13 protein-coding genes and 1 tRNA gene are annotated in these 17,587 nt (G+C 44.2%); 3 read left to right on the top strand and 11 right to left on the bottom strand.

All coding sequences use genetic code 11. The features are described from left to right. Positions 1 to 139: 139 nt before the first annotated feature. The 11 genes from lpxA to rimO form a co-directional block, all read right to left on the bottom strand. Positions 140 to 919 (bottom strand): acyl-ACP--UDP-N-acetylglucosamine O-acyltransferase, encoded by a 780-nt coding sequence (gene lpxA / locus B3Q63_RS05990; protein WP_201565387.1) that lies wholly within the window; start codon positions 917 to 919, stop codon positions 140 to 142. Between the two features lie 220 nt (positions 920 to 1,139). Then, a complete protein-coding gene (gene fabZ, locus B3Q63_RS05985; RefSeq protein WP_227670482.1) occupies positions 1,140 to 1,649 on the bottom strand; it encodes a 3-hydroxyacyl-ACP dehydratase FabZ in 510 nt (169 codons plus the stop codon). A 154-nt stretch (positions 1,650 to 1,803) separates the two neighbouring features. Continuing rightward, complete coding sequence (gene lpxD / locus B3Q63_RS05980; RefSeq protein WP_296174857.1) at positions 1,804 to 2,820, bottom strand: UDP-3-O-(3-hydroxymyristoyl)glucosamine N-acyltransferase; 1,017 nt, start codon at positions 2,818 to 2,820, stop codon at positions 1,804 to 1,806. Positions 2,821 to 2,980: 160 nt separating this feature from the next. Further along, complete coding sequence (gene bamA, locus B3Q63_RS05975; RefSeq protein ID WP_296174855.1) at positions 2,981 to 5,398, bottom strand: outer membrane protein assembly factor BamA; 2,418 nt, start codon at positions 5,396 to 5,398, stop codon at positions 2,981 to 2,983. A 263-nt stretch (positions 5,399 to 5,661) separates the two neighbouring features. Next, entirely contained in the window at positions 5,662 to 7,038 is a 1,377-nt protein-coding gene (gene rseP, locus B3Q63_RS05970) for an RIP metalloprotease RseP (protein WP_296174853.1), read from the bottom strand. A 148-nt stretch (positions 7,039 to 7,186) separates the two neighbouring features. Then, positions 7,187 to 8,395 carry a 1-deoxy-D-xylulose-5-phosphate reductoisomerase gene (gene ispC, locus B3Q63_RS05965; protein ID WP_296174850.1) on the bottom strand — a complete coding sequence of 403 codons (1,209 nt, stop codon included), beginning with the start codon at positions 8,393 to 8,395 and terminating at the stop codon, positions 7,187 to 7,189. 157 nt (positions 8,396 to 8,552) lie between these two features. Further along, on the bottom strand, positions 8,553 to 9,362 hold the full coding sequence (locus B3Q63_RS05960) for a phosphatidate cytidylyltransferase (RefSeq protein ID WP_296174848.1): 810 nt from the start codon (positions 9,360 to 9,362) through the stop codon (positions 8,553 to 8,555). A gap of 223 nt (positions 9,363 to 9,585) precedes the next feature. Further along, the gene (gene uppS, locus B3Q63_RS05955) at positions 9,586 to 10,344 is read right to left on the bottom strand and encodes a polyprenyl diphosphate synthase (RefSeq protein ID WP_296174847.1); all 759 of its coding nucleotides are present in this window, start codon (positions 10,342 to 10,344) and stop codon (positions 9,586 to 9,588) included. 325 nt (positions 10,345 to 10,669) lie between these two features. Then, positions 10,670 to 11,224 carry a ribosome recycling factor gene (gene frr, locus B3Q63_RS05950; protein ID WP_201565416.1) on the bottom strand — a complete coding sequence of 185 codons (555 nt, stop codon included), beginning with the start codon at positions 11,222 to 11,224 and terminating at the stop codon, positions 10,670 to 10,672. 142 nt (positions 11,225 to 11,366) lie between these two features. Further along, complete coding sequence (pyrH, locus tag B3Q63_RS05945; RefSeq protein WP_149489717.1) at positions 11,367 to 12,092, bottom strand: UMP kinase; 726 nt, start codon at positions 12,090 to 12,092, stop codon at positions 11,367 to 11,369. 243 nt (positions 12,093 to 12,335) lie between these two features. Beyond that, positions 12,336 to 13,946 (bottom strand): 30S ribosomal protein S12 methylthiotransferase RimO, encoded by a 1,611-nt coding sequence (rimO, locus tag B3Q63_RS05940; protein ID WP_296174843.1) that lies wholly within the window; start codon positions 13,944 to 13,946, stop codon positions 12,336 to 12,338. A 134-nt stretch (positions 13,947 to 14,080) separates the two neighbouring features. On the opposite strand from rimO, the gene B3Q63_RS05935 reads away from it, so the two are divergent. The 3 genes from B3Q63_RS05935 to B3Q63_RS05925 all read left to right on the top strand — a co-directional run bounded on the left by B3Q63_RS05935 (position 14,081) and on the right by B3Q63_RS05925 (position 17,565). Next, positions 14,081 to 15,454, top strand: a complete 1,374-nt coding sequence (locus B3Q63_RS05935; protein ID WP_296174840.1) for a two-component system sensor histidine kinase NtrB — start codon at positions 14,081 to 14,083, stop codon at positions 15,452 to 15,454. A 42-nt stretch (positions 15,455 to 15,496) separates the two neighbouring features. Next, on the top strand, positions 15,497 to 17,260 hold the full coding sequence (locus B3Q63_RS05930) for a sigma 54-interacting transcriptional regulator (RefSeq protein ID WP_296174839.1): 1,764 nt from the start codon (positions 15,497 to 15,499) through the stop codon (positions 17,258 to 17,260). Between the two features lie 220 nt (positions 17,261 to 17,480). Next, positions 17,481 to 17,565 (top strand) — tRNA-Leu (locus tag B3Q63_RS05925). Positions 17,566 to 17,587 lie beyond the last annotated feature (22 nt).

Genomic DNA, 17,587 nt, shown 5'->3' with positions numbered 1-17,587 from the left:
CTTACAAGAGTTTACCGGTTCTAGGTTTATATGTAAGACGTCAGTTGCAGCATTTCTTATATATGTTTTATATATGGCTGCTTGATATTGGTTTTAGCTATTGCTTCTATCTACTGCTTATATATTTAGTTAAATGATATTAACGCACAACGCCGCGGCGACTTTTTTGCAGCGAATCGATTAGCAATGCAATTTTTGGTTCTTGTGGTAACAGCTCTTCTTTCAAAATCTCTAGCGCTTGAGCCGTCGTTAAGCCTGAACGATAAACAGTACGGTACGCTTGACGCAAGACATCAATCGTCTCTTTAGACCAGTCTTTACGGCGCATACCTTCGACATTTAGACCATGTGCTTTCGCAGGATTGCCAGATACCATGGTAAAAGCAGCCACGTCCTTTAGAATAAGACTTGCGCCCCCGACTAAACTGTAATCATCAACGGTACAAAACTGATGAATACCGGAATTACCACCGATAATCGTATGATTACCAATGGTCACATGGCCTGCAATGCCAACGTTATTGGCCAACACATTATGATCGCCAATTAGGCAATCATGGGCAATATGAGTATTGACCATCAAAAGATTATGATTGCCAATCTTAGTTAGGCCGCCGTCTTGCTCAGTACCACGGTGTAAGCTACAGGCTTCACGAATGGTATTATGATCGCCAATCTCAAGCCACGTACGCTCACCAGCGTATTTCAAATCTTGTGGGTCTTCACCGATGCTGGCAAACTGATAAAACTGATTGTACGCACCGATACGCGTCAGTCGTGCCACGACCACATGACGGTGTAAAACCGTATGGGCGCCAATGGAAACTTCATCACCGACAATACAATAAGGACCAATGGTGGCAGTTTCATCAATCTTAGCGGACGGTGAGATGAGTGCTGTTGGATGGATCTGACTCATAATGAGGGCCTTTGTATCATCTGATGCGAGTAAATGGTAAAACAAATACAGACAGTTTAGCGTTAATAATCACCCTAATACCAGCTCTGTTTAAAAAACACTGTGTCTAAAACTATCATTCTGTCTAAAATATAAATATAACGCTAATCTTTACTATTCGCGGCAGCCAGCAGGTCTAAACAATCTCACCGACCCGCTGTGCAACGTCTATAGAAATACTTTATTGTTCCTGACGTGCAATCATAATCTGAGCGCTAGCAGCAAGCTCATCTTCGACGTGGACGGTACAATCAAACTTATAAATACCCTGCTTTTGCATCACGGTTTTGGCACGGATAATCAGCTGGTCACCAGGGATAACACGGCGCTTAAAACGCACTTTATCCACCCCGGCAAACAGATACAGATAACCGTCTTCTGCCGTCAAACCGGCGCTGATAAAACCAAGAACACCGGATACCTGCGCCATCGACTCAACCATCAAGACACCTGGCATAATCGGCTCATCAGGAAAATGCCCATTAAAAAACTCTTCGTTAATGGTCACATTTTTGATACCGGTAATACATTCACCAGGGGTACAAGATATTACTCTATCGACCAGCATAAATGGATAACGATGCGGCAGATAATGCTTTAGGGTATGGTAGGTTAAGGGTAATGTTAAACCTTGTTCCGCCAAACTTTTGATGTCTTCATCAGTAGGTCTATCAATATCAGTTATGCTCATAATGGGGCTTCCTTGCTATATGCTAAGCTTTACTTTGTCTTTAAGCGTTGCTGTGTTTTTAAACTTTATAAATAATTGATTGTCGTGTTAATTAAGCATTCATTGTCAGGTATTAATTACGCTGTGCTAGTCATGCTGTACCGGTCATGCTGGATTATTCACGACCAAGCTGGCGAAAACGTACCGCTGCGCGCCGCCAATTGGCAGTCGGCATGGCGGCTGTTCCAGAAGAGTATGAGCCCGCCTTTGTGATGGATTTTGTCACCATGGTCATGCCAGATAATGTCACATCATCAGTAATGTCAATGTGACCAGTAATGCCAACAGCGCCCCCTATAATGCAGCGCTTGCCAATCGTCGTACTACCTGCGATACCAGTTTGCGCCGCGATGGCAGTACCATCACCGATACGCACGTTATGGGCGACTTGTACCAGGTTGTCAATAATAACATGATTGCCAATTACCGTATCATCAATAGCGCCGCGATCGATACAGGTTTGGCTCCCAATCCGTACATGATTGCCAATCACCACACGTCCTAGCTGAGCAATACGCTCCCAACCAGTAGTACTAGGGTTGCTCGTAGGGGCAAAGCCGAAACCTTCAGCCCCTACGCTAACCCCAGCGTGCAATCTTACATGATTACCAAGTACACAATCGTGTCCGATGACCACTTGCGATTTGAGCACACAATCGCTGCCAATCGTGGTATTTGCTTCGATAACCACATTTGCCTCAAGCGCACTACAGTCACCAATTTGCACCCGTTCGCCAATGACACAAAAAGGCCCAATAGTCACTCCATTACCAATCACTGCGCTTTCAGCGATTATGGCGCTAGGATGAATACCGCTTTTCGATGGCTGATGAGCAAAAAGTTGACTGGCGCTAGCATAAGCCAAATAAGGCGCAGCAACGACTAATGCAACGGCAGTTTTGGCAACTTTATCATGATGTTCTGCCGTGGTCAGCACTGCCCCTGCCTGACTGTTTGCTAAGCTAGGAAGGTAATGCGGATTGGCTAAGAAACTTAATTGCTGCGGATTGGCGGTCGTTAAATTACCAACACCGTCTAAATTTAGACATAATTGTGCAGCGCTAAGTTCGCCCTTGTTAAGAACAGGTTGACGCTGCTCAATCCGAGTGATGAGTTGCTCAATCGTTATCATAATTGTTATTAGTATAGTGGTTGTTAGTATGGGTATGAATAAGATGGTCGCCAAGTTGAGATATCATCTTGGCGACCTGCTAAAGTTTAATTGTCTATTAATTAATTTATTTAGCTGCATAAACTAAAACAATTAAATGATTTTACATAGATTCTTTGGACTAAAAAGTGTTACCGATTTGGAACTGAACTTTTTCAGTTTCATCGCCTTCTTTGTCACCGATCGGCACCGCATAACTGAGAGAAATCGGACCAATTGGCGTATACCAAGTGACACCTAAACCAGCACTAAAACGCATCTTATTATCTTGGGTTAATAATGGTACACCGGTATCTTTTCCAGTAGCCGGATCGATAAAGGTGCGGTCTTCTTTATCTGTCGTATCAAATACTTGACCGCCTTCAGCAAACAGTACCGGACGTACCTGATCTGCCCAATCACCTTTAAATGGCATTGGTAAAATCAGTTCTGTACCAAAGCTAACCAACGCATTACCACCAATCTCTTCTGGTTTCAATGAGCCTGGCTCTTTACTAACCGCATCATAGTAGCTTTGCGATTTAGGCCCAAGCGTTGAGGCTTCATAACCACGTACTGAACCATAACCACCGGCATAGAAGTTTTCATAAAACGGCAAATCATTACCATAACCAAGTTTGGTATAACCGCGCGCCACCCAATCTTTATAGATAGGTTGATAAATATTGCCGCGATAGACCAGTTTCTGATAACTGGCATCACCAAGACCAATGGTCGCATCGACCGTATGGCTCATGCCTTTATTTGGAAATACAGGACGATCTAGCGTGCTGTAATCCCAGCCAAATAGTAAATTATAGCTTTGATAATCGTTTTTAAAACCAGTACGACCTTCATAGTCTCCGCTGAAGGGCTCAAACGTACCGCCATCGTCAATAATTTGCTGCACGTTTGAGACGCCAAGACGGTTACCACCACGTACAGTAGTTTTATCAACGTTCAAGCCCGCACTCACGCGTTTGGTTTCATCAACAGGATAACTATAGTTCAGGGTGGCACCATAAGCATCGGTGACATAGTTACTGACGTTTCTGTCATCGTACTTGGTTTCACGATAATAAGCGCTGATACCTTGCGACACGCCGTTTTCTGTAAAGTAAGGATCGGTATAACCCAAGCTATAAGAATCACGCGTCTCAGAACGTGATAGCGCCGCTTTCACACGGTTACCAGTCCCCATAAAGTTGTTTTGGGTCAAGTCTAACTGGAACGTCACACCACCACTTTGCGAGTAACCCGCAGCAATAGTGGAGCTACCAGAAGGCTGCTCTTCAACCGTATAATTCACATCGACTTGGTCTGGCTGATTAGGTACGGGCTTGACATCGACATTGACGCCTTTAAAGAAACCGGTACGCATCAAGCGTGTACGTGACAGTTGAATCTTATCACTAGAGGCAAGTGCGCCTTCTAACTGACGCATTTCACGGCGCAGCACTTCATCTTGGGTTTTTAAGTTACCCGTGAAGTTGATACGGCGAACATAAATAGGACGCGCAGGATCAATATAGTAATCGACATCGACTACTTTAGTTTCATCATTGATACGCGGGACCGGTCTGATTTGGGCTAAATAATAACCTTCATTACCATAACGACTCTTAAGTGCGGCCGTTGTAGCATCCAGCTTAGCTTGTGAGTATTTTTCATTGGGTGCAAAAGTAACCAGCTCTTTTAGCTCATTATTTTCAAAGGTTGGCTTACCTAAGAAGTTCACGTCACCAAACTGATATTGCTCGCCTTCACTTAAGCTGACTTCGATAAACACACTACTTTTATCTTCGCTAATGTTAAGTACGGCATTGTCTACTGAAAAGCGCACATAACCATCATTTTGATAAAGGGCTTTTAGATTCTCTAAACTGGCCGCCAGTTTTTCTTTGGCATAGCGATCAGACTTAGACAACAGACGCGTCCATGACGACTCTTTTACCGCAAAAACGTCTTTTATCTGCTCATCACTAAAGTGTTTATTACCAATAATATTGATATCGACGACTTTAGCAGGCTTGCCTTCAACAAAGCGCACGTCCAGTTTTACGCGATTGCCATCTAATAACGTTTGATCAACTTCAATATTGCTATTGTAATAACCTTGACTGATATATTGCTGCTGTAGCTCGTTGGCAACGCCTTGCAACGTGGCTTGTTTCAGCACATCACCGACAGACAAGCCTGCATTACCAAGCCCTTGTTCAAGCCCTTCTTTTGGGATGAGTTTATTGCCTTCAAAGTTGACTTCAGCGATGATAGGACGCTCGACGACATCAAAGCGCAGCTTGCCACCTTCGACACGGCTTTGAATATCGGCGAAATTTTCAGTCGCATATAGCGCCTTAATACTGGCAGCCAAATTACTATCATTAACCGTATCACCCACCGTAATAGGTAAAACTGGATAGAGACTATCAGGAGTTAGGCGTTGTAGACCATTGAAACCAATGTCAGTCACTACAAATTCTGCAGCCTGAACGGGCATACTCATCATCGCTACAACTAACGGCAACCCAGCCGCGCTCATAAATAAAGGCGTACGCATAAACACTATCCGTCAATAAAAAACTTGCTTAAGTTAAGGTAAAAAGCACGTGTTGTCTAGCCCATTTCGCATAAAGTCGTAAACTTCAGCGTGGGAGACTCAGGACACTTTATATAAAACGCATCATAAAATAAACTAAAAAATAAAATTAGTACAGTGGCGACATTATGAAATAAACACCGTATCGCTTCAATCATCAATGCTTGATAAGGGCGCAACCATTAGCCTATCGCGGCTTACTTGCCAAGCGACAGCATCCTTTGTCAAAATAGCCGACTGATATCATTACCAATTGCTAACACCATGAAACCTGCCAGCAAGAGTAAACCGATATTAAGTCCAACCATTTGCACGCCTTCAGAGAGTGGTTTACCGCGTATCAGCTCAATAACGTAATAGACAATATGTCCACCATCTAATACTGGAATGGGTAAAAGATTCAATACGGCAAGGCTTAAACTGATCAAAGCTGCTGTAGATAATACCATCTGCCAGCTAATATCAAAGCTTTGTTTGGCAACTTTTGCAATGGTAATGGGACCTGATAAATTCTCTAAACCTATCATGCCAGACAGCATCTTGCCCATTGAGCTCACCGTCATGACTGCCAACTGCTCCGTCTTCTCAAATGACTTAACTAGTGACTCGCCAGGACCGTAAACGACGGTGGTCTTATAGGCATCAGGAATCACGATTTCAGACTGTGCCACCATAGCACCAATTTGCCCGTAATCGTTACCTAAATTGTCTTTTTTACCTTGCGGCATAATGGATAACTGTACCGACTTGCCGTCACGCAGCACGGTGAAACTCAGCAAAGTCTCAGGGCTATCACGAATGATACGCGTGGCACTGATCCAATCACCAATCTCTTCACCGTTAATGGCAGTAATGCGGTCACCAACCTTTAAGCCTTGGCGACTGGCAGCGCCATCGGGCGTTAAATCGCCAACGATTGGTGCGATGTTTGGTTGCCACGGTATCATACCAAAGCTTGATAACGCATCTTTGCCTTGCGCATCGCCTTGCATAAATTCTTTAATCGGTGCTTGATAAATTTTGGTTGCGTTATTACCTTCTGCATCAGATTGTAAGGTGATGCTGACATTATCCGTTTCACCCATACGCCCCGCCAAACGATAGTTAATACCTTCCCACGTTTGCACCTCATGACCATCGATTGCAACGATTTTATCACCAACGGGTAACTGTGCCATCGCTGCTGGCGTGTCGGGTAATACTTGCCCTATCTTTGTCGCTAATTGCTCTGATGGGGTCATAAACAACACCCAAAATAGCGCAATAGCGATGACAAAGTTCATGATAGGACCCGCGGCAACAATCGCAATTTTCTTCAGCGGATATTGACGATTAAAGGCTAGATGCTGCTCATCGGCTGCCACCTCGCCTTCACGCTCATCGAGCATTTTGACATAACCACCAAGTGGCAATGCCGAGATGCGATAATCAATGCCGCTCTTTTTGCTGGTCCAACCAAAGAGTTTTGGGCCAAAGCCGATAGAATATGTCAGCACTTTAACGCCGCAAAGACGCGCCACGATGTAATGACCCCACTCATGTAAGGCGATGAGCGGACCTAAGACAAATATTGCCGCAAGCAGCGTTAATAAAAACGTCATGATCTTTTCTCAGTATTAGCTCTTAGTATTAGCTCGTAGTATTGTCTTTTAACATCGTTTATCACTATCATTTCTTGGCGTACTGTTTAGCATCATCTGTCGATATCATTTTTTAATAGAACTTATCAAATAGCTAAATTTTATAGGTTTAGGCCAACTTCGCCACCAGCGTCTCAGTATGTTGACGCGCTATTTTATCGATAACTAAAATATCTTCAATATCGGCAGTCTCATCTAATACTGATACTTGTATCTCATCTAATGCTTGCGCATTAATATCCGCAATATCGGTGAGGCGAATTTGCCCGTTTAAAAATGCCGCTACCGCAATTTCATTGGCAGCATTTAGCACAATCGTGGCCTGTGTACCCGCTTGCATCGCCTGCCTTGCCAAACGCAAACAGGCAAATTTTTGCAAATCAGGCTCAATAAACTCTAAACCACTTAAGGCAAATAAATCTAATGGCTGCGAGCCGCTATCGATACGGTCAGGATAACTGAGCGCGTGGGCGATTGGCGTCTTCATATCAGGACTGCCTAGCTGCGCTAAAAAGCTGCCATCGCTATATTCTACCATTGAGTGAATAATACTTTGTGGATGAATGACCACATTTATCTTATTTTCTGGCAGATCAAATAAATGGCAAGCTTCAATCAGCTCAAGCCCTTTATTCATCATCGTAGCCGAGTCGACCGATATTTTTTGCCCCATCGACCAATTCGGATGTTTCACCGCTTCAGCAACACTAGCTTGCTGCATCTGCTCAAAAGACTGTTGCAGAAATGGTCCGCCAGATGCCGTTAACCATAATTTACGCACCCCATGATTTGGCTGATGGACTTGGGTATTGTCTTGCTGAATTGCTAATGGCAAACACTGAAAAATGGCGTTGTGTTCTGAATCTAAAGGCAACAAGGTCGCATGATGCGTTTTAACCGCATTAATCATGACTTTCCCGGCCATGACCAATGCTTCTTTATTGGCCAATAAGATGCGCTTACCTGCGCGTGCAGCAGCTAAGGTAGAAGGCAGTCCGGCTGCGCCTACGATAGCCGCAACAACGGTATCAGTTTGCGTATCGGTTGCAATATCGACCAGCCCTACTTCACCGCCGACCACATCGATATCAAGTCCTGCTGCGCTAAGACGCTGAGCGAAATCATCGACCGCTGCTGTCGGCACACTGACGCGTTTGGGTAAAAACTGCTGACAGAGAGCAAATAGCTTATCTAAACGGTGATAGCCTGATAAGGCATAAACTTCATAGTTCTGTGGTTGCGCCGCTAAAATTGCTAACGTGCTATCGCCAATCGAGCCTGTCGCGCCTAGTACGGCGATGCGTTGGGTCATAACCATCGGTGCCTATAATACGGTGAAATTAAATGAGAAATAAAGACAATAAATATAAGGTATAGAACCTAATACGAGGCAGCCTAGTCGCTACCAAATATGTAAGCCCTACCTCTTTTTATACTTTTAGCCTGATAGCTTTTTACTTTTGGACTACTTATTGTTATACGACAATTAGACCAAGCTGCTGTAGCGCCCAAAAGCCCAGTGCAAATATCGGTGTGGCAGACAATAACGAATCAATGCGGTCAAGAACGCCGCCATGCCCCGGTAAAATCGTTCCAGAATCTTTAACATCAGCACGGCGTTTGAGCATAGACTCAAACAAATCGCCCAATACGGACGCTAAAATTGTCAGTGCCGACAAGGCTACAAAAGCGACTAATGGTACGCCAGTCAATTGTAGTTTAAAGACACTAATGACAATGACCACAAGCAAGCCTGTGACTAAACCGCCTGCCAGTCCTTCCATACTTTTATTGGGGGAAACATTTGGTGCCATCTTGCGGCGACCGAACTTACGCCCAACAAAGTAAGCGCCACTATCGGCACACCAGACTAGCAAGAATACATATAACAGCCACCATGCTGACAGCTGCCATAAGTAAAACATAGCGGTAATGGCGGCGGTCAATATTACTGCACCCATCAATGCCAATTTTTTACCGTACCAGTTGGTATGAGTGGGAAATACCCGCACCCAAGACAGCGCCATCAGCCAGATAACCAATGACGCCACCCACCAAAACAGCCACGTGACTTTAAACATCAGCGAGACGATGGTCAGTGCCAACACTAAGAGCACAAATAACGCAGGCTGCTGCCATTTTGGCATCAGCTTCGTCCACTCGTGGGCGGCGATAATGACGCCAATCGCCAAAAGTGGCGCAAATAAAATAGGAGTTTGGCTCGCAAACATTGCAATACCAACGATAATAACGAGAACAATTGCCGTCTTAATTCGTTGCCACATACTTATCGAGCCTTATATAACGAAGAATGTTTGGTCAAAATGCATCATAATTATGAACTATAACAGTGAACCATAATAGTCCATCAATTATGATTAACGCTCATTAAAGCAGCTTATCATTGACCAAACAAGTGTAATTCAAACGTCTAGCATACTTTAATAAGCCATTTTTAAAACGATTATAAGCTTTAATTATGAGCATCAGTTATGAATTTCAATTATGTTAGCGCGTCTGCTGTTCTGTCACCACTTGTTCGCTCGTTTTACCAAAGCGGCGTTGACGTTGGGCGAATTCGGCTATCATTGCAGCCAGCTCTGCTACTTTAAAATCTGGCCACAATGTTTGGGTAAAGAACAATTCAGCATAGGCAGATTGCCATAATAGGAAGTTCGACAGACGATATTCACCGCCCGTCCGTATCAACATATCGACCGCTGGCGCATCGGCTAATTGTACATATTCGCCGAGCATCTCTTTATTAATATCTTCCGCGCGCAGCTTGCCTGCCTCTACTTGCTGTGCCAACTGTTTGGCGGCATGAGCAATATCCCACTGACCGCCATAACTAATAGCGATGACTAAAGTCATGGCTGTAAAATCAGCCGTTTTTGCCTCAGCATCTGCCATCAATACTTGCAAATCTTCACTAAGCTGACTGCGATCACCAATAAAGCGCAGGCGAATGCGATATTTAAGCATACGTGGCATTTGCTCATTGATGGTTAGGCTCAACAGTTGCATCAACAATGCCACCTCACTCGGTGGACGTTGCCAATTTTCACTAGAAAAAGCAAATACAGTTAGTACTTCAATGCCAGTACTGACACAGTATTCGACAATAGGATCTAGCGCATCTTTACCAGCGATATGCCCCTGACCTTTGCCTAAATGATTGATTTTACCGTAACGATTATTGCCATCCATGATGACAGCGATATGACGCGGAAGAAGAGCGGGAGATAAAGCATCTGGAGTAGACATAGGCTAACTTGCTTGTGGTTTGGATAAAGTAATGGTAATCGAACTGAATGACAGTCTTGCAAAAAATTATTGCCTATTTGCCTTACATCTACTAAAAAACCTAAGTGTATTAAAAAACGACGAAAAGGCTTGGATATAGAACTTATGGCAAAATAAAAGCTTAATTTCTTATACGACAATCATTCTGATACGGCAATAAACAGCCAATCATTATTCAATATTGGCTGTTTTTTTAGAGAAAGAATATGGACAACGAATTATCTTTGACGAAAGTGCATTGTCTTTAACTAACTAACTAACTAAATAAAAAGACAACGCTTCTTTCCTACACTTCCATCAAGTCGCTTTCTTTTTTGCTTAGACGGCTGTCAATCGTTTCAATATACTTGTCAGTGATTTTTTGAATATCATCACTGGCGCGGCGCTCGTCATCTTCTGAGATTTCTTTCTCTTTTGCCAACTCTTTAATATCATTCATCATATCACGGCGGATATTACGGATAGAAACGCGGCTGTTTTCAGCTTCGCTACGAGCAAGCTTTTGCATATCGCGGCGCGTGTCTTCGGTCAACGCTGGCATCGGCACACGAATCACGTCAGCTGTCATCGGGTTTAAGCCCAAGTCTGCTTCGCGAATGGCTTTATCAATCGCTTGTACCATAGTACGCTCAAATGGCTGTACCAATAGCGTGCGTGAATCTTCGACATTAACGCTTGCCACTTGATTCAATGGCGTATCTGCGCCGTAGTAGCTAACCATCACACCAGATAGCATACCTGGATGGGCTCGACCAGTACGTACTTTACTAAAGGTGCTTTCAAGCGCCTCTAGCGTCTTTGCCATACGTGCTTCGCCGTCTTTCTTAATCTCATTAATCATTATGTATCCTTATTTATCGCTATCGATAAATCATTCATTGCTGTTAGGTATAAAGCTGTTAGGTATAAATCTTATTCAAAGATTGCTGCTGACCACATCAGTGATTTCATGCTCATATCAATGATAAAACCTACGCTTAAGCTTAATGATAAACGCGCGTGCCTTCATTTTCGCCCATAATAACGTTTAATAATGCGTTAGGCTTGGTCATATCAAACACTTGTAGTGGTACGTTGTGCTCACGGCATAAAGCGATTGCTGTTAAATCCATTACACCAAGTTTTTGCTCGAGCACTTCATCAAAGGTTAAGCCATCATATTTTTTGGCATCAGCATGTAAGCTTGGGTCTTTATCGTAAACGCCATCAACCTTGGTCGCTTTTAGAATTAAGCCCGCCTCGATTTCAATACCACGTAAGCAAGCGGCAGTATCAGTGGTAAAGAAAGGATTGCCAGTACCAGCAACAAAGATACAGACTTCGCCGTTTTTGAGATAACGAATAGCGTTACGACTACTATAGCTTTCAGTGACTTCGCCGATTGGCAATGCTGACATCAAACGCGTTTTAATATTACGACGCTCAAGGGCATCGCGCATCGCCAAACCATTCATGACAGTGGCAAGCATGCCCATTTGGTCACCAGTGACGCGGCCGACCAAGCCTTCTTTTTGTAGCTGGGCGCCGCGGTATAAGTTCCCACCGCCAACGACGATACCGACTTGTACCCCAAGTCCGCGCAAGTGGGCGATAGACAAGCTCATCTTATCGAGCACTTCGGTATCAATCCCCATCTCTTTACCACCGGCTAAGGCTTCACCAGAGAGTTTCAGCAAGATACGAGAGTAACGCGGGTTTTTGTCAGACATGAGGTCACCTTGTTAGCATTAAATTATAATTAAAATGAGCGGTAAAACACCAATAGAGTTTGCCGTTAGATTTACCCGACATGCCATAACCCGAAGCACTATAAAAAGCACCGTGACTGATGACAAACGGGTAAAAAGGCTAAATTGCGCTAATTGTAGCAAAAACTGCCCGCTATTGGGCAATTTTCATTCGCATATTGTAGTGACTAATCAGCTATTATCACTAATCAGCCTTATAGCTAACTAGCCTTTGTAACTGGCAAACAAATCATACTCGCTAGCGTCATCGATCGTGACGGTTAGGAACTGTCCGACTTTAACTTGCGCCGTGATATCATCAACGTAGACGTGACCATCAATCTCAGGCGCATCAGCGTAGCTACGGCAAATCGCAATGCCCTCTTCACTATCAATCTCATCGACCAATACCATTAGATTTTTACCGACTTTCTCTTGTAGTTTTTGTGCTGAGATATCCTGTTGTAGCGTCATCAAACGCTCATAGCGCTCTTGCTTAACGTCTTCAGGCACATGATTTGGCAAGTCATTGGCGACCGCACCCTCAACTTCTGAGTAAGTAAAAGCACCAACACGATCAAGGCGCGCCTCGACCAACCAATCAAGCAAGCATTGGAAATCTTCTTCCGTCTCACCAGGAAAACCAACCACAAAGGTTGAACGAATAACGATATCAGGGCAAATCTCACGCCATGCTTTAATGCGCGCCAAGGTATTTTCGCTATGCGCTGGACGCTTCATCGCTTTGAGGATGCGATGACTGGCATGCTGGAATGGAATATCAAGATAAGGCAGCAGTTTCTTCTCGCCCATTAGCTCAACCACTTTGTCGACATGCGGATATGGATAAACATAATGCAAGCGCACCCAAATACCCAAGTCATTTAATGCTTGGCATAAGTCATAAAATTTTGACTTCAGCGGCATACCATTCCAAAAGCTGGTTCTATATTTTAAGTCCAGCCCATAAGCGGAGGTATCTTGCGAGATAATAAGCAACTCTTTCACGCCAGCGTTTTTCAGCGCCAAAGCTTCATTCATCACGCTATCAATCGGACGCGAGACCAAATCGCCACGTAAGCTTGGAATAATGCAAAAGGTACACCGATGGTTACAGCCTTCCGATATTTTTAGATAAGCATAATGGCTTGGGGTTAATTTGATGCCCGCCTCATTAATCAAATCTATTTTTGGATCATAGTTTGCATCCTGACTGCGATTTGGCTTGGGCACATACTGCGATACGGCAGTAATCACTTCATCATAAGCATGTGCACCGGTCACGGCTAGCACAGCTGGATGCATTTCACGGATTTTTTCCGCTTCTTTACCCAAGCAACCTGTGACAATCACCTTACCGTTTTTGCTAATCGCTTCACCGATAGCGTCCAACGACTCTTGCACGGCCGACTCAATAAAGCCGCAAGTATTGACCACGACCAAGTCTGCGCCTTCATAATCACTGGCAACTTGATAACCATCACGGCTGAGTTCCGTGATAATGCGCTCACTATCGACCAAAGCTTTTGGGCAACCTAAGGACACAAAGCCAATCTTTGGCGCGGCGTTCACTGGCGCATTCATAGTCGCTGCTGTCGCTTTCGCTGATGTAGCTGCAACCACATCGCTACTTTGCTCAATGCTACGGTTTTGATTGTGGTTGGCTTTATGGTGATAAGGTTGAACACTGTCCGTCGAGCTTTGCGCGGGCGTTGCCGTCGGCTTAGCAGGATTAAAAATAGTGGCAGTGTCTTTTGGCATAGAAGCTGAAGATGTAGAAGCTGGCTGTGAAGGGGCTATAGTCGTATTAACGGACTCGGTAGAAATATTGGGCATGGCTGACCTTGCTAGAGAAAAATGGCTGTGCGCATTGTACGTTTTTTTTGCAAAAACCGCCAGTTTTGCCGCTCTATAGTGTTGATTTATGGTTAAATATTATATCGAGCATCTCTTTACTCTAGGCAGCACTTATGACAGCTGATTTGATCTCCGCAAAACCAACGCCAGATTTGGCATTTATATCGCAGCATTTATTTACAGCTATTTTATGGATCAACGATGAATTGTCTATCACTTGGCTAAATGCCCAAGCTGAACAGTTACTGGCCATCAGTAGTGGACGCCTGCTTAATCAATCAATACTGACGCTGCTTGCACCCGATGAGTTAACGTTAAAAGACCGTCTTATTAATAACAATCGAGAAGACAAAACTTGCTCTTTGACTGAGCGCTTTTCTCAAGCACAGCACTATCAACAACCCTTTATCGATCATGACCACCTCATCCACACCCAGCTCAATGGCGGACTGACACTATCCGTAGATTATAGCGTGACGCCTGTCATTTATGAGCAGCAGCCTTATTTTATTATTGAAATGTGGGGAAAAGATCGTCAGAGCCGTATTTCAGAAGAGCAGCGTCAACAACAACAATATAGCGTTGCCCGTCATATGCTGCGTTCGGTCGCCCATGAAATCAAAAATCCATTGGCTGGCATTCGCGGTGCCGCGCAATTATTGCAGCGTCAATTTATCAAATTTAGCAATATGTCTTCTTTTGAAAGGGAAGCTACGGCTGTTATCAGCAATGAAAACACCGATTTAAATCATAACAATACCCTGCAAAAAAATGCGGCAAAGCTCCGCAATTATACCGATATCATTATCTCAGAGACCGACCGTTTGACCCAGTTGATTGGACAGCTCCTTGGCTCTAATCAGCTACCAAGCTGGCAAATGCTAAATATCCATGAGCCGCTAGAGCATGTTTTGGCCTTAATAGTTAACCAATATCCAGAAATGACGCTACAGCGTGATTATGATTTGTCATTGCCTGAGTTATGCGCGGATAAAGATCAGTTAATCCAAGTGTTTTTAAACCTTATTAATAATGCTTGCGAATCGATGACTGAGTTTAAGCAAACGCTGCAACAAAACGTGCCAGCCGCATCCAATAACTTGTCGTCAGATATTGTGCAGTGTCATCTTGACGGTGCTAGCAGCTATCAACCAAAACTGCATATTCAAACGCGGGTTGCCTTTCAACACACCATCGGTAGCCAACAGCATAAACAAGTCTTACAAATTACCATTACCGATAACGGCTCAGGGATAGATGATGCGCTGATTGGTCAGATATTTTTCCCGATGGTGACCAGTCGCGCCGCCGGTACTGGGCTTGGCTTATCCATCGTACAAGATATCATCAGTCGCCATCATGGTATGATTGATGTCAGCTCTACCCAATTACAGAACCCTAGCGGCGGTTTTAAAAAAAATGACAATAACAGTCAGACCCGTTTTACCCTTTACCTACCTTTTCAGCAGCCAATCGCTGCAAGTTAATGCTGACATTTTCCTCCTCTCACTGCTTATTAGGCAAAACACATGACTCAGTATAATGACACTCAACATCTTACGAGCAATGAGCAAATTCCAATAGTCACCGTCAACAACGCGCCTGATACCACTCCTGCGACGTTATGGCTTATCGATGATGATGTAGCACTGCGTTTGGTATTGGCAGATACTTTTGCGGATGCCGGTCTCAACGTTATTAGCTTTACCCAAGCGCAAGCTGCATGGACACGCCTTAATGATGTTTTGCAACAGCACGAAGCAGCCGACCAACTACCAGATGTGATATTGACCGATATTCGTATGCCTATGATGGATGGTCTGTCCTTTAGTGATTGGGTGCATCAGCACTTTCCTAAGCTGCCGATTGTCATTATGACGGCACATTCCGACCTTACGTCTGCGATCAGTAGCTATCAAACTGGCGCATTTGAATATCTGCCCAAGCCCTTTGATTTAGATGACGCGGTCGCCACGATTTATAAAGCCATTAATTATCAGCCGAATCTAGTCGTATCAAATCATTCAATCGAGTCTAATACGAATGTAAGTACCGATACCAAAGAACAGCCTGCGAGCAAACCAAATGTAGCCAAATCAGCTAGAAAACCTCCTAAAGCTGCTGAAAATAAAGCTCAGGAAAAACCCAAACCTCAAACGAATAACAACCCGAGCGGCATTATTGGTCAATCACAAGCCATGCAAACGGTATTTCGCGCTATTGGGCGCTTAGCGCACTCACCTATTACCGTTTTGATTACGGGAGAATCAGGTACAGGTAAAGAGTTGGTTGCTAGCGCTCTGCATCAGCACTCTCCGCGAGCGCAGCAACCTTTTATTGCCCTTAATATGGCGGCTATCCCGCATGATTTGATTGAGTCTGAGCTATTTGGTCACGAAAAAGGCGCGTTTACTGGCGCAACAACGACGCGGCAAGGTCGTTTTGAGCAAGCTGATGGCGGAACGCTATTCTTAGATGAAATTGGTGATATGCCGTATAGCACCCAGACGCGTTTGCTACGAGTATTGGCCAATGGTGAGTTTTTTCGCGTGGGCGGACAGCAACCGGTCAAAGTAGATGTACGCATCATTGCCGCCACCCACCAAAACTTAGAAGCGCTCGTCAAACAAGGCAAATTCCGTGAAGATTTATTTTATCGCCTCAATGTCATTCGCTTGCCATTACCGCCATTACGGACGCGACCTGAAGACATTCCAGCATTAGCCACCTATTTTATGCAGCGCGCCGCTGAACAGATGAATAGCGCTGAAAAGCAGCTTCATCCCACGGCGCTACAGGTGATGCAATCTTTTGAGTGGCGTGGCAATGTCCGTCAACTTGAGAATGTCTGCCTCTGGTTGACGGTGATGGCAACGGGCGACACTGTCATGGTCGAGGATTTACCGCCAGAGTTACTTGAAAATACGCCCTTGCCTCTACATCACAGCCAGTCCTCAATAGAAGCAATTCAAAATCAGCAACACAGTGATGGCGCGTATAGTCCCAAGCAAAACAATCAAAACGGTCAAAACAATCAAGTCAGTCAAAATAACGATAACCAGAACTGGCAGCAGGCACTTGCCATATGGGCTGAGCAGTCTCTGCAAACTGGCGAAACTGATATCTTGCAAACCGCAACGCCAGAGTTTGAACGTGTATTGCTTAAAGCTGCTCTAAACCATAGCGGTGGTAAAAAGATAGCAGCCGCTAACTTACTCGGTTGGGGACGCAATACCTTGACGCGCAAATTACAGCAATTAGAGATTACCGCATCAGATAGGCAAGATAATTGAAATTAAAGTCAGAAATTATTATAAAAAATTCCTATAAATATCAGTATTTTATGAAACACATCGAAAATAATTGCTAAATAATTAAAAATAATCGCAAATAGGGGTTGCCAAACGATTCAAACTCTATATAATAGCCAACCACTGAGACGCACTACCGAATCAGTTAACTATCTCGATGGCATTTGAATTTAACTGCCTTTGATGATAGAGTAACGAAAATGGGGCTGTGGCGGAATTGGTAGACGCACCAGATTTAGGTTCTGGCGCCGCAAGGTGTGAGAGTTCGAGTCTCTCCAGCCCCACCATTTTCGGATAGTACATCTTAGA

The organism is Psychrobacter sp. UBA2769, from assembly GCF_002352555.1.
GTDB classification, from domain to species: Bacteria; Pseudomonadota; Gammaproteobacteria; order Pseudomonadales; family Moraxellaceae; genus Psychrobacter; species Psychrobacter maritimus.
Note: the sequence above shows the minus strand (reverse complement) of the source record. Positions and strands in the feature narration are given on the sequence as shown.